Consider the following 17,674-nt stretch of genomic DNA (forward strand, 5'->3'; position numbering starts at 1 on the left):
TCACGGATCGATCTCGAGGTGACTTCGAATCCCCGGCGTCGGAGCGGGGCTCCTCGGCGGGTTGACGGTTCAACGTGGAGGAGTGCGTCCTCGCACGTTGAACCCAGTCAGCCGTTAACGACTGGCCGCTTCCGCCAATTCGGCGGCCGGGGCCTCGACGGTCTCGGACTGCTCGAGGGCGGCCAGGAGCGCCGCCTCGAAGCTCTCCTCGGACCCCTCGTCCGGAGACATCAGGGGGGAGTAGGAGGAGCGGGCACAGATGTTCCCGTGCCCTTCAAGAGCGACTTCGAACTTGCGCATGTCGTTCCCCAATCCTAAATAGACCTACTTGGCGTAGGCGAGGTTGCTGACGCGCACAATGCTCCCGAAGCGGCGCGCTCCACGCAACGGCGATGTCCCAATGCGGACCCGGGCGAAAGCGCGTAATCTGCCGATACTGTCGGTGCACTACGATGGGTGGTTTTCCCCGTTTCGTCGGCGGCGCAGCAGAAGACCGGCTGCGCTGGGCGCAGCCGGTCTGGTCGTGCGGGTCGGTCAGAGCTGGACGGCACTCCAGTCCAGGAGGGCGGCCGCGTTCCGGTCGAGGGCCGCGAGGAGTCCGAGGCGCTGGGACCGGACCTGCGGGTCCGGGTCCATCACCAGGACCTCTTCGAAGAAGGCGTCCACGGCCCCGGGCAGGCCCGCGGCGCGATCGATCCACTCCCCCAACCGGTCGCCGCCGAGGGCGCCGAGTTCGGCGATGAGCTGCTGTTCGCTTGCGGCCGTGAGGAGGCCGAAGTCCGACAGCGGTGCGGCGTCCGCGGGCAGGATGCGGCCGACGCGCTGGATCGCGGCGGCGAGCCGCTGGAAGCGGTCCGTGCCGACCGCGGATTCGAGTTCGCCGAGGCGCTCCTCGGCGAGGGCGGGGCGGTCGGCCAGCGGCAGCACCGCGGCCACCAGGTCGAAGCGGTGGCCCTCGTCGTTGAGCTGCTGCGCGAGGCGGTCCCGGAGGAACCCCTCCATGGCGTCCGCGTGCGCGGCGGTCACCTCGACCGGTTGCGCGGCGGCGGCCGCGCGCAGGCCCTCGTGGAGCGAGACGCGGGCGAGAGCGGGAGCGGCGGCCCGGTGGACGGCGATGAGGCCCAGTGCGGCGCGGCGCAGCGCGAAGGGGTCCTTCGAGCCGGTGGGCATGCCCACCGTCGAGCCGAGCCCGGTGAAGAAGTCGAGGCGGTCGGCGAGGGCCAGGAGCGCCCCGGCGGTGCTGCGGGGCACGCGGTCCCCGGCGTGGCGGGGCAGCTCGGCCTCGAACAGGGCCTCGGCGACCGCGCCGTCCTTTCCGGATGCCACGGCGTAGGTGCGCGCCAGTGTCCCTGCGAGACTGGTCATCTCGGTGACCAGCTGCGAGCCGAGGTCGAACTTCACCAGCGAGGCCGCCTCGGTGAGGACGCGCCGGTCCTCGCCGGCGACCCCCGCGAGGTCGGCCAGGCGGTGGGCGATCGCGCCGACGCGTTCGGCGCGGTCGGCGATGGAGCCGAGCTTGTCGGCGAACGCGAGGCGGCCGAGCCGCTGCCGCATCTCCTCGATCGGCGTCTTGAGGTCGGCGCGGTAGAAGAACGCGGCGTCCTCGAAGCGGGCGCGGAGCACGGCCTCGTTGCCGACGCGGACCGTGGCCTCGTCAATCGGGCCGTTCGCCACGGCCACGAAGTGCGCCAGCAGTTCGCCGTCCGCGCCGCGAACGGGGAAGTACCGCTGGTGCTTGCGCATCACCGAGGTGAGCACCTCGTCGGGAAGGTCGAGATAGGACTCGTCGAAGGACCCGAGCACGGCCACGGGCTGCTCGACGAGGAAGTTGACCTGGTCGACCAGTGCCGCTTCGGCTTCGAAGTCCACGGTGCCGTCCACCGAGCGGGCCGCCGTCGCGGCCTGCTCGACGATGAGGCGGCGGCGGGCGCCCTCGTCGAGGACGATCCCGTTGCGCTCCAAGGCCGCGGCGAACTCGTCGGCGGCCGCGACCTCCAAAACGGGGGCCTGCGAGGAGCGGTGGGCGCGGGTCAGGCGGTCGGCGGCGAGCCCGGAGGCCGCGGCGGGGACGACGTGCGGCCCCCACAGCGCGGTGAGCCAGCGGAACGGGCGGGTGAAGGCCAGGTTCGGGTCGGACCAGCGCATGTTCTTGCCCGAGCGCAGGCCCGCGGCGATGTCGCCGACGAGGCCCGCGAGGACTTCCAGCGCGTGGCGGCCGGCCTGGTGGCGGACCACCGCGACGTGCGTCGTCCCCGAGTGCTCCACAGTGGTGAGATCGGCGACGTCCACGCCGTTGGAGCGCGCGAAGCCGAGCGCGGCCTTGGTCGGGTTGCCGTCCGCGTCGAAGGCGGCGGCGGTCTTGGGGCCGCGCGCGGTCACCGTCCGGTCGGCCTCGGCGGCCGCGACCGCCTCGATGCGGGCGACGATCCGGCGGGGGGTCGCGTGGACCGCCACGTCGCCGTGATCGAGGTGCGCGCCGTCGAGCAGCGCCTTGAGCCGCTGCTCGACATGGGCCCTGGCCGCCTGCGCTTCGGTCGGCGGCATCTCCTCGACGCCGATCTCGAACACGGCGGTCTGCGGCAGGGTGTCGGCGGGGACGACGAGCGGCGCGGGGGCCGCCTCGACCTGCGGCGAGGCGGTGCCGAGCGGGAAGCCGTCCTGGCCGCGCTTGGCGATCCACTGCTCGGCGACCTCGTGGGCGAGGCTCCGCATCCGGGCGAAAGCGGTGGCGCGGTCGGAGGTCGACACCGCGCCGCGGGCGTCGAGCACGTTGAACGCGTGGGACATCTTCAGCACGTTGACGTGCGCGGGGATCGGCAGCCCGAGCTCGACCATGCGGGCGGCCTCGTCGCCGTAGCGGTCGAACAGCTCGCGGTGGGTGGCGATGTCGGCGTCGTCGAGGTAGTAGCGCGACATCTCGTACTCGCCCTGGCCGAAGACCTCGCCGTACTTGACGCCGGGCGCGTAGGCGATGTCCTTGAAGTGCGTGACCCCTTGCAGCGCCATGAGAATGCGCTCCATGCCGTAGGTGATCTCCACCGACACCGGGTCCAGGGCCACGCCGCCGGACTGCTGGAAGTAGGTGAACTGGGTGATCTCCAGCCCGTCGAGCCAGACCTCCCAGCCGAGCCCCCAGGCGCCGAGGGCGGGCGAGGCCCAGTTGTCCTCGACGAAGCGGATGTCGTGGGCGCCGGTGTCGATCCCCAACGCCTCCAAGGACTCCAAGTAAAGCTCCTGGGCGTTCCCGGGTTCGGGCTTGAGGATCACCTGGAACTGGGTGTGCATCTGGATGCGGTTGGGGTTGTCGCCGTACCGGGCGTCGTCGGGCCGCACGGACGGCTCGACGTAGGCGACCTTCCACGGCTCCGGCCCGAGCACCCGCAGCGAGGTCGCGGGGTTCAGCGTTCCCGCACCGACCTCGGTGTTCATCGGCTGGACGGTGAGACAACCACGGCCGCTCCAGAAAGCAGTCAGGCGCGCCAGGGTGTCTTGCATGGTCAGGTCGGTCACGGTACTCACCTCGGATTCAGGGTTCATGTCGGATTGCCCTCAGAGGACGCGGGGCGGCCGCGCCTCGCGGCGGATTCGGGCTCCGAAGGGCGCGGCGCTCGGGACACGCGGCCCGGCGGGCGCTGGAAAGCGATCGTCAACATGTGCAAGGTGTTCCTCAATGCGAACGGAGTCCCAATCGCGAGTCCCCTCGCACGGCACCTGGATGGAGTCGCTCAGGGGGCATGGTATCGGTCCCGCGCCCGGATTCCCCGGCCGGGTTGAATCCCGAAGACGGCATGTATCAAACGATGCAGATATCTCGACCATGCTGCGCGCCGTCGGCGGGGCCGTGCGCCGGTCGGGAGGGCGCGTCACCGTCGCAGTTTGTCCGGCGGCGAGCGGCGGCGGGCCCTCATCGCTTGGGCGCTGGCGCAGGCCGCGACCCACCTGCTGCTCGACGAACCGACCAACCACCTCGATGTCCGCTACCAGCACGAGATCCTCGCGCTCGTGGCCGGACTGGAGCTGTGCACGGTCGCGGTGCTGCACGACCTCAACCTCGCGGCCCGCTACTGCGACGCGCTGGTCCTGCTCGACCGCGGCCGGATAGCCGCCGCCGGAACCCCCGACGAGGTCCTGCGGCCCGAGGTCATCGAACCGGTCTACCGCATAACCGCCAGGCGCTTCGACATAGAGGGCGTCCCACAACTCCTCTTCGCCCCGGGCTCAGGGCGATAGGTCGGCGCTCGGACTAGCAGGGAGGCTCCGCGGGCAGCAGTTCGCCTATGAGGGCTTCGACGCGGGCCTTGATCTCGTCGCGGATGGGGCGGACGGCTTCGATCCCTCGACCGGCGGGATCGTCCAGTCTCCAGTCGAGGTAGCGCTTCCCGGGGAAGACCGGGCAGGCGTCGCCGCAGCCCATGGTGACGCACACGTCCGCGGCCTCGACGGCGTCGGCGGTGAGGAGCTTCGGGGTCCGGTCGCCGATGTCGATGCCGACCTCCTTCATCGCCTCGACCGCGGCCGGGTTGACCCTGTCGGCAGGGGCGGACCCGGCCGAACGGACCTCGATGCGGTCGCCCGCGAGGCGGGTGAGCCAGGCGGCGGCCATCTGCGAGCGCCCTGCGTTGTGGACGCAGACGAAGAGCACGGACGGTTTTGAGGACATGTCGGCGTTCCCTTTTCGGTCGGATGTCGGCGGGCGGTCTCGGTTGCGGGCAGCGGAAAGCGCTCCTCGATCGAGCAAGAAGACGGCACTCACTTTGGTCAGCCGCAGCAGCCGCCGGTCTGCTTGAGTTCGATCCGCTCACCGGCACGGCCGTGCACGGCGCCGGTGGCGAGGCCTCGCGAGCCGATCGTCACCGGCTCGGGAGCGGCAGTGCCGCAACCGGAGTCGGCGCTCGCGGTCGATCCGCAGCAGCCTTCCGCGTCGGCGATGCTGGTGGCCTCCAGGGATCTACTGGAAGAGCAGACGCCGGTCTCGGGCAGGTCGAGTTCGACCTTGTCGGCGGCCTCGCGGTCGCCGGCCAGCGCCGCGGCGATGGAGCGGACCTGCTCGTAGCCGGTGGCGAGCAGGAACGTCGGCGCTCTCCCGTAAGACTTCATCCCGGCGAGGTAGAACCCCTCGTCGGGCTGCGCGAGGTCGGCTTCACCGTGCGGCGGGACGGTGCCGCAGGAGTGGAAGTTCGGGTCGATGAGCGGCGCGAGCCTCGCGGGCGCCTCCACGGTCGCGTCGAGGTCGAGCCGGATCTCCCGCAGCATGTCGAGGTCGGGGCGGAATCCGGTCGCGGCGGCGACCTGGTCGGCCTCGATGACACGCTCGCGACCGTCCACTTTCCCGACAACCGCGACCGAGCCGTCGTCGCGCTCCTCGAAGCGGTCGACGGTGAACCCGGAGACCAGCTCGATCGCGCCGGACTCGACCAGTTCGCGCAGGCGGGTGCCGATCGTGCCGCGCGCGGGGAGCGCGTCGGCGGACCCGCCGCCGTACAACCGCGCCGGGGAGTCGCCGCGGATCGCCCAGGTCACGGTCGTGCCCGGTGCGGCTTCGGCGAGGCTCGCGAGGTTGAGCAGCGTGTTCGCCGCCGAGTGGCCCATGCCGACGACCAGGGTCCGCTTGCCCGCGAAGCGGTCGCGATCGGCGCCGAGGACGTCGGGCAGCGGCCCGGCCGCCCAGGAGGCGTCGTGGTCCTCGCCCCGGGCGGCGAGCCCGTGGGCGCCGAGGGGATTGCGCCGGCCCCAGGTGCCGGAGGCGTCGATGACCGCGTCCGCGGTCAGGTCCTCCCACTCCCCCGCCGTGTTCCGCGTCCGCAGCAGGTAGGGGCGGCCCTCGCGGCCGATGGTGCGGGTCTTGTCCACGCCTTCCCGGGCGACGGCGACGACGCGGGTCCCGTAGCGGAGGTGCGGGGCGAGCTGCGGTGTCTCGGCGAGCGGGGCGAGGTAGGCGTCGATGAGTTCGGCGCCGGTCGGGAGGCCGTCGGGGTCGGGCGCGGTCCAGCCGCGGGCTTCGAGCAGGCGTCCGGCGGCGGCGTCGATGTCGAAGCGCCACGGGGAGAACAGGCGCACGTGCCTCCATTGGGCGATCGCCGAGGCGGGACCGTCTCCGGCTTCGAGGACGATCGGGGTCAGTCCGCGCTCGACCAGGTGGGCGGCTGCGGCCAGACCGACCGGGCCGGCGCCGATGACGGCGACGGTCGACACCTGGCGGTTGACGGGATTCGACATGGGAGGGCTCCTGGAATCAGCTCTAGGTGACCGCTTGAGGCGATCACATCAACTGACGTAAGTAATATCAGTGATTGCTGTTGATAGCAAGTTCTGTGGTTTACTTGACGGCATGACCCGCCTGATCGAGCTGGAACTGACCGACGTGAGCGCCGAGGAGCACTCCGACGCCTCCTTGATCGCGCACGCCAAGGACCTCGCCCCGAAGTTCAAGGCCCTGGCCGACGAGAACCGACTCGCGATCGTCCTGCTGCTCTCGGAACACTCCCGGACCGTCCGCGAGCTGACCGAGGCCACCGGCCTGGCCCAGACGCTCGTCTCCCACCACCTCACGCCACTGCGCGAACTCGGCCTCGTCTCGGTGACCCCCAAGGGCCGCAGCAACGTCTACTCCCTGTGCTGCGAGGCCTTCTCGGCGCCCATGCGCGCGCTCGCCGGACTGTCGAACCCGGTCGAGCACAACGGCTGCTGCTAGGGCGTGTTTGGGCCACGGGCCCGACCGCGCGAAGGTGAGCAGGTCAGCTCGCCAGAGCGCGGAGGTCGTCGGTGAAGCGCTCGGCCCTGCGCAGGTGCGGGAAGGGCGCGGGCGTCTCGTAGACCTCGCAGCGGGCCGCGGGCGCGCGTCGCCGGAGCCAGTCGGTGTAGCCGTCGCGCGGAGCGAGGGCGAACACCGACAGGTACGGGCAGCCGAAGCTCCTCGATCCGTCCACGATCGCCCGCAGCTCGGGGCAGGGACTCTCGGCGGTGTCGAGGTAGTGCTCGACGGCGACCACGGCGTGGGCCAGGTAGCGGGCCGCGAAGACCGCGGCGACCAGCGCCGCAGACTCGTGCCCGACCACGATCGGCGCGCGCGTCCCCGACCCGGCGGTGAACGACGCCAGGTCGTCGGCGAGATCGCCCGCGTCGCCGTGGCCGGGCGGGTCGAAGACGGCGACCGCGCAATCGGCGGCGAGGCCGGCGGCCACCGGCCACCACGCGGAGCGGTCGAAGGACGGGTCGTTGATCAGGTGCACGGGGCGGCCGCGGCCGCTCCACTGTTCGCGGGTCCACGCGCGGTCCTGGTGCCTGCGAAGGTTTTCGGCACGCGGAGTCGACATGGCAGGTCTCCTGTCAGAAGGAGGGAAGCACGAGGGCGCCCGGCACGGCCGGGCATGACGCGGCCGGCGCCCGGTCGGGCGCGGCGGCGCAGGGAAGTGCTGCGAAGCGTTCAGGAAGCGGCGGTCGCGGGCGGCGCGCGGCCGGCGACGGCGGGCGCCCAGTACCGTGCGGGGAATCCGCGCAGGCGGGACGCGTGGATCGTTTTGGCCGCCGCGGGTTGGCGCGGCGACTCGTCGGGAGCCATGAGCGTGCGCAGGTCGAGGTCGAGCAGGCGGTGCCACAGCAGTGAGGAGACGGAGCCGATGAGCGCGTAGACGCTCGCGCCGATCAGCAGGACCAGGAACGAGGGCATGCCGTGCTGCCCGGCGACCGCGCGTTCGGCGAAGTCGGTGGCGATGAACGCGCCGATCGACAGCACCAGCGGCAGCCGCGGAGCCCCGGGGCGCCGGCGCGCGGCCGAGGTCCGCTTCGGAGCGGGTGAGGCGAGCAGGGCCAGCAGGGCGCCGACCACCAAGCAGCCGAACAGGAGCGCGGCGGTGCCGGCGTTGTGGTCGAGGTGCCAGGCGTCAGGGGCGGCACCGGCGATGTGCGCGTGGTCGAACAGCCACGTGGAGGCCTCGTGCGCCGCCGTCCAGCTCAGCAACCCGAACGCGAGGGCCGAACCTGCGCTCAGCAGGCCGATCCCGGTACGTCGGCGCTGGCCGTCGATGGCGTCCTCCTCGCTCGGGTTGTGTCGAGCCTATCGGGTCGCGCCGGTCGCCCGTCCGGCAACAAGAATGATATTCGGATCTCTTCGGCGACAATGCCCTTACGCGCGGACACAACCTAGTGGAGGGGCGGGACGCCGATTGCAGCGGTGTCCCGTCGACTCGCAGGCCGAAGGCGGGCGGGCCCCGGCGCAAGGGCCGGCGCTCAGCCGAGGTCGATCACCGACCCCGTAGCGGCGCGCCATCGCGCCGCAAGAGGCCTTGCATTCATCGTCACTCAACGATAATATCGCAAAATGGTGATGAATGAAGTCGGCGCGTGCCGCCCCACGGGCACCGGCGCCGCCGAAGCCCTGTTCCACAGCCTCTCGGACGGCGCGCGCCTGGCGATCGTGCGCCGCCTCGCCGACGGCGAGGCGCGCGTGGCCGACCTGGTGACGCAGCTCGGACTCGCCCAGTCGACCGTGTCCCAGCACGTCGCGTGCCTGCGCGACTGCGACCTCGTCACCGGCCGCGCCGAAGGCCGCCAGGTCTTCTACTCCCTCGCCCGCCCCGAACTGCTCGACCTGCTCGCCGCCGCCGAGCGGCTCCTCGCCGCCACCGGCAACGCCGTGGCCCTGTGCCCCAACTACGGCGTCGACAGCCGGGACGACGAGGCGTGCTGTGAGTGAGGCCTGCTGCGACCACGACTCGCCGCGCCCTGAAGCCGACGAGCACGGCGACGACCACGGCGTCCGGACCCTCTGGGATGTCAAGGAACTGCGCTTCGCCGCCGCGGCCGGGCTCGCCCTGCTGGCCGGTTACGCCCTCGGCTGGGCCGACGCCCCCGACCGGGCCGCACTGGCGCTCAAGGCACTCGCGCTGGTCATCGCCGCCTGGACCTTCGTGCCTTCGACACTTCGGCGCCTGGCGCGCGGCCGGATCGGCGTCGGCACCCTCATGACCATCGCCGCGGTCGGCGCCGTCGCCCTCGGCGAGATCGGTGAGGCCGCGACGCTGGCCTTCCTGTACGCCATCGCCGAGGGGCTCGAAGAGTACGCCGTCGCCCGCACCCGCCGCGGCCTGCGCGCGCTCCTCGCGCTCGTGCCCGACCGCGCCACAGTGGTCCGCGGCGGCAACGAGACCGTCATCGACCCCGCCGAACTCCGCGTCGGCGACACCATGATCGTCAAGCCCGCCGAGCGCCTGGCCACCGACGGGATCGTCCGCGAAGGACGCACCGCCCTCGACCTCTCCGCGATCACCGGCGAGTCCGTACCGGTCGAAACAGGCCCCGGCGAGGCGGTCCACGCCGGATCGATCAACGGCACCGGAGCCCTCACCGTCGAAGTGACCGCCGGCGCCGAGGACAACTCCCTGGCCCGCATCGTCGCGATCGTCGAGGCCGAGCAGTCCCGCAAGGGCGCCGCCCAGCGCCTGGCCGACCGCATCGCCAGACCCCTCGTGCCAGCGGTCATCGCCGCCGCGGCACTGGTCGCCGCGCTCGGCAGCCTCCTCGGCGACCCTTCGGTGTGGATCGAACGCGCCCTGGTCGTGCTCGTCGCCGTCTCCCCCTGCGCGCTGGCGATCGCCGTACCGGTCACGGTCGTGGCCGCCGTCGGCGCCGCCTCCCGGTTCGGGGCCCTGGTCAAGGGCGGCGCGGCCCTCGAAGCGCTCGGACGGGTGCGGACCGTCGCGCTCGACAAGACCGGCACGCTGACGGCCAACCGGCCCGCCGTAGTCGAAGTCCAGACCCGCCTGGGCCGGACCCGCGAGGACGTGCTGGCCGTCGCCGCGGCCCTCGAAGCCCGCAGCGAGCACCCGCTCGCGCGCGCCGTTCTCGCCGAAGTCGAGGCCCCTGCCGCCGCCACGGCGGTCGAGGCCGTCACCGGAGCCGGGATCACCGGCCGACTCGACGGCGCCGAAGTCCGCCTCGGCCGACCCGGCTGGATCGACCCCGGGCCCTTGGCCGAGGCCGTCGCGCGGATGCAGGGCGAGGGCGCCACCGTGGTCCTGGTCGAAGACGACGGCCGGCTCATCGGCGCGATCGGCGTCCGCGACGAACTGCGACCCGAGGCGCGGGAGGTAATCGAGGGCCTGCACCGCGACGGCTACCGCGTCGCGATGCTCACCGGCGACAGCGTCGCCACCGCGCGGGCCCTCGCCCGACAAGCCGGTATCCGAGACGACGCCGTGCACGCCGAGCTGCGGCCCGAGGACAAGTCCCGCCTCGTCGGCGAGCTCGGCCGCGGCGGCCCGGTCGCCATGGTCGGTGACGGCGTCAACGACGCCCCCGCGCTGGCGACCGCCCACGTCGGGATCGCCATGGGCTCCATGGGAACCGATGTGGCGATCGAGACCGCCGACGTCGCACTCATGGGCGAGGACCTGCGCCACCTGCCGCAGTCGCTGCGGCACGCCCGCCGCGCCCGGTGGATCATGCTCCAGAACATCGGCCTCTCGCTCGCCCTGATCGCGGTGCTGCTGCCGCTGGCGCTGTTCGGGGTCCTCGGACTGGCCGCGGTCGTGCTGGTCCACGAGCTCGCCGAGGTCGTGGTCATCGCCAACGGCGTCCGCGCGGGCCGCTTTCACGGCGCCCTTGCCGCGAGGCCGGGCACCTCCTCTACGGCAGTCGCCGCGCTCCAGCCGGTCGAATCACCCGAACCTATGCGCTGACGCCGAGCGGCACCCGGCGTCTGCCGGGTTCCGCTTGACTCGGCGTGCGAAGCCGCGTAACCTCCAACCTATACATGCACGCATTGCAATATGATATTGATTTTCAAGGTTAGGAACCCATGGGACACGCACACGACCATGCACCGGGGCACGCGGGCGGCCGACACGCCTGGCGACTGCGGGCGGCACTCGCCGTGATCGGCGCCTTCTTCGTCGTCGAGCTGGTCTTCGGCCTGCTCTCCGGCTCGCTGGCGCTGCTCTCCGACGCCGGGCACATGGCCGCCGACGTGATCACGCTCTCGGCGGCCCTGGTCGCCACCCGCCTCGCCACCAGGCCCGACACCACCGGGCGCCGCACCTACGGCTCCTACCGGGCCGAGATGTTCGCCTCGGGGTTCGCGGTCCTGATCATGCTCGGCATGGCGGTCTACATCGTCATCGAAGCGGTCGGGCGCATCGGCTCGGAGCCGGAGATCCAGGTGGGCCCGATGCTCGTCGTCGGCGCGCTCGGCCTGGGCGCCAACATCGCCGCGATGCTCCTGCTGCGCTCGGGCGCCGACGAGAGCCTCAACGTCAAGGGCGCCTACCTCGAAGTCGTCGCCGACACCGCGGGCTCGGTCGGCGTGATCATCGCGGGAATCATGGTCGCGGTCACCGGGCAGGCCGCCTGGGACACTGGGGTGGCCTTGGCGATCGGCGTGTTCATCGTCGCCCGCGCGCTCCCCCTCGGACGCCAGGTGCTGGCGATCCTCGCGCAGCACGCGCCCCCGGGCATCGAGCCGGCCAAGGTCGCCGACGACCTCGCGGCGATCCCGGGCGTCCGCGAGGTCCACGACGTGCACCTGTGGACGCTCACCTCCGGGATGCACGTGGCCACCGCGCACCTGGTCACCGAGCCCGGCACCGACGACCACGCCGCGCTCGACCGGGCGCAGCACCTCTTGCGCGAGGACTGGGGCATCACCCACGCCACCGTCCAGGTCGAACCCGCCGACCACGCCGACTGCGACGAACCGGGCCGCTGCCCGCCCCCGACGACCACCGGCACGAACAGCGTTTCGGCGCAAGGAAACTGAATGATCACCCTCCCGATCAGCACCGCCCGGCCGACCCGGGCGCAGCCGCAAGCGGAGTGGCCGTTCCTGCTGCCGTACGCGGTGTACGTGGTGCACACCCTCGAAGAGCTGCCGGGCTTCGCGGCCTGGGCGAGCGCGCACTTCGGACCCGAGACCACCGGCGCCTTCGCGGCCTACCACATCCCGCTGATCCTCCTGGTCGGCCTGACCGGCTGGCGGGCGATGCGGACCGGCGGCCGCGTCTGGGTCGTGCTCGCCACCGCCTTCCAGATCCAGTTCGGCCTCAACGCCCTGTTCCACCTGACCGTGTGGGCCGGGACCGGCGACTACTCCCCGGGAGCAGTCACCGGCGCGACCGTGAGCATCCCCGCGACCGTGTACTACCTGGTCTGGGCCCGAAGGCACCGCATCGCCACCGGCCGCCAGGTCGCGGCGGCAGCGGTGATCGGGGCGCTCATCGCCGCCGCAACGATCGGGTTCCTCTTCCTCTGACCGGATCGGACCCTCGCACACCGCTGCGTCTTCCAGCACCGGGCCGCGTCCGACGCGGCATCGCCATACCCGCCGTAGACCTTCCCGTGCCTTCCCGATCCCGCTCCGGCGACACGCCGGCCTGAACATCGACACCGAATTCGCCCCGGGACCGAACGGGTTCTGGACCGAACTCGAAGGCCCCGGAGGCGTCAAGGACCGTGCCGCGCCTTCACTCCTGGCGTGCCGAGCTTCGCCGGTGCCGCACCGCGTGCCGCCTGGTCAGCGTCGAGCGGAGGCGACTCGGGCGGGTTCGTCGGGAACCGGAGTCGCGGTCCTTGGCCAGGCCGCCCGCTCCTCGTCGCACGGCAAAGCGGTCGCCGTCGCGGGCCAGCGGTGATGCAAGGGGTCGATGACGAAGTCGTGCGTGTGGGCCCATCCGCGATCGGTCGGGCGGGCGTCCGCGAGATGCGGGTCCTGCGGGCTGAGCCGGGCGTGGACGTGCGCGAGGGCCGTGGATTCACGGGCGGGCCAAGACGCGAGGCCCGCCGACGCCGCGGCCATGGCGACGACCGCCAGTACGGCCGCCGCGGTGCCCATGCCCGCCTGGGCCGCAAGCCATCCGGCGACCGGATAGGTGATGAGGAACCAGCCGTGCGAGAGGGAGAACTGCGCGGCGAACGCGGCGGGGCGGTCGCCCGGGGAGGCGGAGGCGGTCACCAGGCGGCCGGTCGGCGTCAGGATGGCGCCCGTGGCGGCCCCGAGCAGTGCCCAGGCCGCGAGCAGACCCGCCCACCCCAGGAGGTTCAAGTGCAGCAGGGCCGCGCTGACACTGAGGACCGCCCCGAGCGTGAACGCCGCCGGGACCATGACCTGCCGGTCGGTGAGGCGGCGCAGCAGTCGCGGCAGCAGCAGCGCGGCGAGCATCGAGCCGCTCCCGTAGGCGCCCAGCGCGATCGCCACAGCGGTACGGTCGCCTCCGAGCGTGTTCTGCACGAGGACGACGGTGTTGACGACGACCATGGCGGTCGCGGCGGCCACCGCCAGGTGCATCAGCAGCAGCGCCCGCAGCCGGGGCGTGGCCAGGTAGATCCGGAAGCCCTGTGTCGTTCGCTCCCAGCGCCTTCGCTCATGCCGGGCCGGGGCGAGCCGGGGCAGGACCACCGAGGCGACCAGGACGGCCGAGGCCACGAAGCCGAGGGTGGTCCCGGTGAACAGCCACTGGTAGCCGACCGCGGTCAGCAGCACCGCCGCCAAGGCCGGGCTGAACAGGCTCTCCAGGTCGTAGGCCAGCCGGGAGAGCGAGAGCGCCTTGGTGTACTCGTCCTCGTCGCCGAGCACGTCGGGAATGGTCGCCTGGAAGGCCGGTGTGAACGCGGCCGAGGCCGATTGCAGGACCAGGACGAGCACGTAGATCTGCCAGACCTCGGTGACGAACGGCAGCGCGAGCGCCACGGCCGCGCGGGCGAGGTCCATCGCGACCATGAGGGTCCGGCGGGACAGGCGGTCGGCCAGAGCGGTGGCGATCGGCCCGATGAGCAGGTAGGCGAGCATCTTGATCGCCAGCGCCGTCCCGAGCACCGCGGTCGCGTCGGCGCCGGCGAGGTCGAAGGCGAGCAGGCTCAGCGCGACGGTGGCCAGGCCGGTGCCGGTGAGGGCGACGACCTGGGCGGCGAACAGGTGGCGGTAGGTGCGGTGGCGCAGTACGGCGAGCACGGTGCGGTCCTCGGTCCGGAGCGGGTAAGCATCGAACCGTAACATATATGTGCGCAATTGCGCACATGACATCTACGCGTGCCAGGGCTCGCCGGTGACCTGGTGATCGGCGCGGCTGAGCGCTTCGAGCACGAGCCTGCGCAGATGCCCGTCGGTCATCGAGTAGACCACGCGCCTGCCTTCGCGGCGCGAGTTGACCAGCCCGGCAAGCCGCAGTTTCGCCAGATGCTGGCTCACCGCCGGACGCGCCGCCTCGGTCGCCGCGGCCAGCGCGGTCACGTCGGCCTCGCCCTCGGCCAGGGCCCAGAGCAGTTGCAGACGCGTCTGGTCGGCCAGGAGCGCGAATACGGCTGCGGCGGTGGCGAACTGCTCGGTGCTGGGAGCGGCGTGATGCAACTGGGGTGCAGGAGCCTGCTCCTGGCGATCGGGCATGAACCCATCCTAGAACCCCCGCCGACCCCAAAGCGCCCCGCAGAAGAAGGAGAACGCCCGCCGGAGAGCGAAGGGGACTCAGACGAACGCCTCCATCACCTCGGCGGTTCCCACTCCTGCCCGTCGCCGATCGCGCGGGTGATGCGGCGGCTGATCTCGCGCAGCTGCCGGACCTGCGGCTTGGTCAGGCGGTCGAGGACCAGGCGGTGAACGGTCTGCGCGTGGCCGGGCGTGGCCTCGTCCACCTTCGTGCGTCCGGAATCGGTCAGGATCGCGAGCGTGAAGCGTCCGTCGACGGGATCGGGTTCCCGCCTCACCCATCCCCTGGACTCCAGACGTGTGACCGCCCGGGACAGGCGTGAGAGGGAGCTGTTCGCGTAGCCGGACAGAACGCTCATCCGGAGCGTGCTGTCCGGTGCGTTCGCGAGCGCGTAGAGGACGCCGTACTCGAAGTGCGTCAACTGGGCGTCTCGTTGGAGCTGGCTGTCGAGTGCCGCGGGCAACCACTCCAGGACGGTGGCCAGCGCGGCCCAAGTCTCGAGATCCTCGCCGACGAGAGCAGTAGGAGTATCGGGAGTCGTCATGTGAGGCAGCCTACCGGACGGTCCGTTCGGATTGACTTGCTCAGTCAAGTGAAGCGGCCTAGCATTCACTTGACTGAGCAAGTAATCGCCGCAGCGCGGCCCGAGCGAGACGGACATCATGGATCTGGAACTGACTGGCAGGCGAGCTTTCATAAGCGGCTCGACGCAGGGCATCGGCTACGCGATCGCGGAGGCACTGCTCAACGAGGGCGCCGCCGTGGTCGTCAACGGACGCAGCGAGGTTCGTGTACAGGCGGCGATCGACAGCCTCCGAACAGCGGTTCCCGGCGCGGACGTCACGGGCATCGCGGCGGACTTCGAGAAACCGGAGCAGATCCAGCACCTGCTCGATCAGTTGGGCGACGTCGACATCCTCGTCAACAACGTCGGCGTGTTCGAGGTCAAGAACTTCACGGACATCTCGGATGCGGACTGGCAGCGCTACTTCGACGTCAACGTCATGAGCGGCGTTCGGCTCTCCCGACACGTGCTCGGCCGCATGATCGACCGTGGATGGGGCCGGATCATCTTCATCGCGAGCGAGTCGGGCGTGAACGTGCCGGCCGACATGACGCACTACGGCATGACGAAGGCCGGCATGCTGGCCCTCGGCAACGGGCTGGCCAAGCTCACCCGGGGAACCCAGGTCACGGTCAACACCGTCGTCGGCGGGCCGACGTACTCCGAGGGCGTCGCCCAGGCGGTCGAGCAGATCGCACAGGCGCAGGCGATGCCCGCAACCGACCTTAAGAACGCGATCGCGGCGGGGAACCAGACTTCCCTACTACAGCGGTTCATCGAGCCGGCCGAGATAGCGAGCCTCGCGACCTATCTGGCGAGCCCCCGCGCATCGGCCACGAACGGCGCGGCACTACGCGCCGACGGAGGAGCCCTGACAACGCTCCTCTGACCCCGCCGGCCCCGCAAACGTGGTGACCGGCGTCACTCGGTCGGCCAGGTCGGCCCAGGCCACGCGACTGCTGGCCGAATGACTCGCCCCCGCATTCGCCGACACACGAACGCGACGAAGTCGACCTCCATATAGGTGCCGAGGCCGCTGCCGCGCTCGGGCCGATCTACTATCGGGCCACGATAGAACACGGCGTCGCGGATCGACCCCTCTAGACACCGCCGTCGGCACCTGGCCGGACCGACTACTTTGTTCTCACCCCCATCCTCCCGAGGCGGGCTGTCATGGGGAAGACGGCCGATCGAGCCGCGCACGGCGTGCCCGAATCCCGCGACCGCTCGCTGTACTCGCTCGCGACCTGGACCGGCGTCGCCGAGAAGCTGAAGGACAAGGAGTCCATGGAGCCGTTGATCACCGGCTCCGATCTGGACTGGACGAGCGTGCGTCCTCCAGCACCGAAGTACGCCAAAGCCACCGGGAGGTACGGAGTCGGCGAGCAGCTCCCGATCAAGCTCCGGCATTCGATCGGCCTGGGCGACCTCGCCACGTCCATCGTCGGCGAGGCGGAGGACCCCCGCTTCGTGCAGGGCTGTCCGAGGATCCACCGATGAGCACGGCCCCCGCTGAAGGAAAAGGTAGCGGCCGTCACCGGCGCGACCGGCGGGATGGACCGGGTCGCATTTGAACTCGCGCGGGCCGGCGCGCCCGTGGTCACGGTCGCCCGCGCGGACGCACTCCAGAAACAGATCTGACGCCGTGCACCTACTGGTGAACAACGCCGGCGCGTGAACCTCGACGGGCTCGAAATCCACATCGCGGTCGACCACCTCGCCGCATTGCGCATAGATCCCGGCGAGCTCTTCGATGCCCGCCTTCGTGACCATCGAAAGTGGATCGTAAGCACCGATCGATTCGACACGAGCGCATGCATGATGAGCGAGACCCTCCGTGTCAGCGTCGCCGCTTTCGGCGAACGCCCTATATCGCGGCCACTCTCGCCTGCTGGGGCCCTGTGGCCTTCACCTTCGCATGAACCCTCATGCGATCTGATCGGCTCAGAGGAGCGCGGCGACGTGCTCTGCGGTCGCTTTCGCGGATTGGGGGTTCTGTCCGGTGACCAGGTTGCCGTCGCCCACGGTGTAGGAGACGAAGGGCAGTTTGGCTTTCTCGTAACGCGCGCCGCGCCGCCGCATCTCCTCTTCGGCGTTGTACGGCACAAGCTTGTCGACCCTGGCGAGCACCTCCTCGCGCCAGGCGAAACCGGTGACCTTGCGCCCGGCGACCAGAAGCGACCCGTCCGAGAGCCGGGTGTTGAGCAGGCCGCAGTAACCGTGGCACACCGAGGAGACGATGCCGCCTCGTTCCCAGATTTCTCGCGTGATGCGTTGCAGGCCTTCGCTGTCGGGGAAGTCGTACATCACGGCGTGCCCGCCGGTGAAGTAGACGGCGTCGAATTCGGCCGGGTCGATCGCGTCGGGGTGCGCGGTGTCCTCCAGCAGTGTCATGCGCGCCGGGTCGGCGTGCCAGGCCTTCGCGGTCTTGTCGTAGTTCGGGAACTTCAGCGACCGCGGCTCCAGTGGGGCGGCCCCGCCTCGCGGGCTGACGAGGGCCTGCGTGAAGCCGCGCTCTTCGAAGACCGCCCACGCGTGGGTGAGTTCAGAGAGCCAAAGGCCGGTGGGGTGGGACGGATCGTCGTAGTGACCGACGTTCGTGACGACATGCAGGATGCGTTTGGTCATGGAAATGCCTCCCCGATCCGGTCGGGACGAGCGTACTCCCGCGATACGCTCCCCCGGAAGAGTTCACGCA

The 17,674-nt window shown here is 71.1% G+C and carries 17 protein-coding genes and 1 pseudogene; 8 read left to right on the forward strand and 10 right to left on the reverse strand.

Annotated features, from left to right (window positions below; genetic code table 11):
* Positions 1 to 114 precede the first annotated feature (114 nt).
* Positions 115 to 300 carry a hypothetical protein gene (locus IF12_RS0115065; RefSeq protein WP_030159723.1) on the reverse strand — a complete coding sequence of 62 codons (186 nt, stop codon included), beginning with the start codon at positions 298 to 300 and terminating at the stop codon, positions 115 to 117.
* 234 nt (positions 301 to 534) lie between these two features.
* Positions 535 to 3,510 (reverse strand): glycine--tRNA ligase, encoded by a 2,976-nt coding sequence (locus tag IF12_RS0115070; RefSeq protein ID WP_030159725.1) that lies wholly within the window; start codon positions 3,508 to 3,510, stop codon positions 535 to 537.
* 363 nt (positions 3,511 to 3,873) lie between these two features.
* Between IF12_RS0115070 and IF12_RS27035 the strand changes: the two are divergent.
* A pseudogene (locus tag IF12_RS27035) lies at positions 3,874 to 4,230 on the forward strand (ATP-binding cassette domain-containing protein); the annotation flags it as partial.
* Positions 4,231 to 4,243: 13 nt separating this feature from the next.
* On the opposite strand, the gene IF12_RS0115080 reads toward IF12_RS27035, so the two are convergent.
* Positions 4,244 to 4,660: an arsenate reductase ArsC gene (locus IF12_RS0115080; protein ID WP_030159729.1), complete on the reverse strand. Its 417-nt coding sequence runs from the start codon at positions 4,658 to 4,660 to the stop codon at positions 4,244 to 4,246.
* A 98-nt stretch (positions 4,661 to 4,758) separates the two neighbouring features.
* On the reverse strand, positions 4,759 to 6,216 hold the full coding sequence (locus IF12_RS0115085) for an FAD-dependent oxidoreductase (protein WP_030159731.1): 1,458 nt from the start codon (positions 6,214 to 6,216) through the stop codon (positions 4,759 to 4,761).
* Positions 6,217 to 6,328: 112 nt separating this feature from the next.
* Between IF12_RS0115085 and IF12_RS0115090 the strand changes: the two genes are divergently transcribed.
* Positions 6,329 to 6,691, forward strand: a complete 363-nt coding sequence (locus tag IF12_RS0115090; protein ID WP_030159733.1) for a helix-turn-helix transcriptional regulator — start codon at positions 6,329 to 6,331, stop codon at positions 6,689 to 6,691.
* A 43-nt stretch (positions 6,692 to 6,734) separates the two neighbouring features.
* Here the strand turns inward: IF12_RS0115090 and IF12_RS24240 are convergent, their stop codons facing one another.
* Positions 6,735 to 7,313, reverse strand: coding sequence for an alpha/beta fold hydrolase (locus tag IF12_RS24240; protein ID WP_030159735.1), 579 nt, complete (start codon positions 7,311 to 7,313; stop codon positions 6,735 to 6,737).
* A 110-nt stretch (positions 7,314 to 7,423) separates the two neighbouring features.
* Entirely contained in the window at positions 7,424 to 7,957 is a 534-nt protein-coding gene (locus IF12_RS0115100) for a hypothetical protein (protein ID WP_030159737.1), read from the reverse strand.
* A gap of 360 nt (positions 7,958 to 8,317) precedes the next feature.
* On the opposite strand from IF12_RS0115100, the gene IF12_RS0115105 reads away from it, so the two are divergent.
* The 4 genes from IF12_RS0115105 to IF12_RS0115120 all read left to right on the forward strand — a co-directional run bounded on the left by IF12_RS0115105 (position 8,318) and on the right by IF12_RS0115120 (position 12,244).
* On the forward strand, positions 8,318 to 8,692 hold the full coding sequence (locus IF12_RS0115105; RefSeq protein WP_030159739.1) for a helix-turn-helix transcriptional regulator: 375 nt from the start codon (positions 8,318 to 8,320) through the stop codon (positions 8,690 to 8,692).
* On the forward strand, positions 8,685 to 10,676 hold the full coding sequence (locus tag IF12_RS0115110; RefSeq protein WP_030159740.1) for a cation-translocating P-type ATPase: 1,992 nt from the start codon (positions 8,685 to 8,687) through the stop codon (positions 10,674 to 10,676). Before IF12_RS0115105 ends, IF12_RS0115110 begins: the two co-directional genes overlap by 8 nt.
* A gap of 119 nt (positions 10,677 to 10,795) precedes the next feature.
* Positions 10,796 to 11,752, forward strand: coding sequence for a cation diffusion facilitator family transporter (locus IF12_RS0115115; protein WP_051704433.1), 957 nt, complete (start codon positions 10,796 to 10,798; stop codon positions 11,750 to 11,752).
* Positions 11,753 to 12,244 carry an HXXEE domain-containing protein gene (locus IF12_RS0115120; RefSeq protein ID WP_030159742.1) on the forward strand — a complete coding sequence of 164 codons (492 nt, stop codon included), beginning with the start codon at positions 11,753 to 11,755 and terminating at the stop codon, positions 12,242 to 12,244.
* A 261-nt stretch (positions 12,245 to 12,505) separates the two neighbouring features.
* On the opposite strand, the gene IF12_RS0115125 is transcribed toward IF12_RS0115120, so the two are convergent.
* The 3 genes from IF12_RS0115125 to IF12_RS0115135 all read right to left on the reverse strand — a co-directional run bounded on the left by IF12_RS0115125 (position 12,506) and on the right by IF12_RS0115135 (position 14,955).
* Positions 12,506 to 13,939 carry an MFS transporter gene (locus IF12_RS0115125; protein ID WP_081913627.1) on the reverse strand — a complete coding sequence of 478 codons (1,434 nt, stop codon included), beginning with the start codon at positions 13,937 to 13,939 and terminating at the stop codon, positions 12,506 to 12,508.
* Positions 13,940 to 14,011: 72 nt separating this feature from the next.
* Positions 14,012 to 14,371 (reverse strand): metalloregulator ArsR/SmtB family transcription factor, encoded by a 360-nt coding sequence (locus IF12_RS0115130; RefSeq protein ID WP_030159747.1) that lies wholly within the window; start codon positions 14,369 to 14,371, stop codon positions 14,012 to 14,014.
* A gap of 95 nt (positions 14,372 to 14,466) precedes the next feature.
* Positions 14,467 to 14,955, reverse strand: a complete 489-nt coding sequence (locus IF12_RS0115135) for a MarR family winged helix-turn-helix transcriptional regulator (RefSeq protein WP_030159749.1) — start codon at positions 14,953 to 14,955, stop codon at positions 14,467 to 14,469.
* A gap of 118 nt (positions 14,956 to 15,073) precedes the next feature.
* Between IF12_RS0115135 and IF12_RS0115140 the strand changes: the two genes are divergently transcribed.
* Together IF12_RS0115140 and IF12_RS0115145 are read left to right on the forward strand one after the other, a co-directional pair.
* A complete protein-coding gene (locus IF12_RS0115140) occupies positions 15,074 to 15,865 on the forward strand; it encodes an SDR family NAD(P)-dependent oxidoreductase (protein ID WP_030159751.1) in 792 nt (263 codons plus the stop codon).
* 284 nt (positions 15,866 to 16,149) lie between these two features.
* On the forward strand, positions 16,150 to 16,476 hold the full coding sequence (locus IF12_RS0115145; protein WP_030159753.1) for an NAD(P)H-binding protein: 327 nt from the start codon (positions 16,150 to 16,152) through the stop codon (positions 16,474 to 16,476).
* A gap of 444 nt (positions 16,477 to 16,920) precedes the next feature.
* Here IF12_RS0115145 and IF12_RS0115155 read toward each other — a convergent pair whose 3' ends face one another.
* Positions 16,921 to 17,604 (reverse strand): type 1 glutamine amidotransferase domain-containing protein, encoded by a 684-nt coding sequence (locus IF12_RS0115155; protein ID WP_030159756.1) that lies wholly within the window; start codon positions 17,602 to 17,604, stop codon positions 16,921 to 16,923.
* Between the last annotated feature and the right edge of the window lie 70 nt (positions 17,605 to 17,674).

The organism is Glycomyces sp. NRRL B-16210, assembly GCF_000719515.1.
GTDB lineage: Bacteria > Actinomycetota > Actinomycetes > Mycobacteriales > Micromonosporaceae > Glycomyces.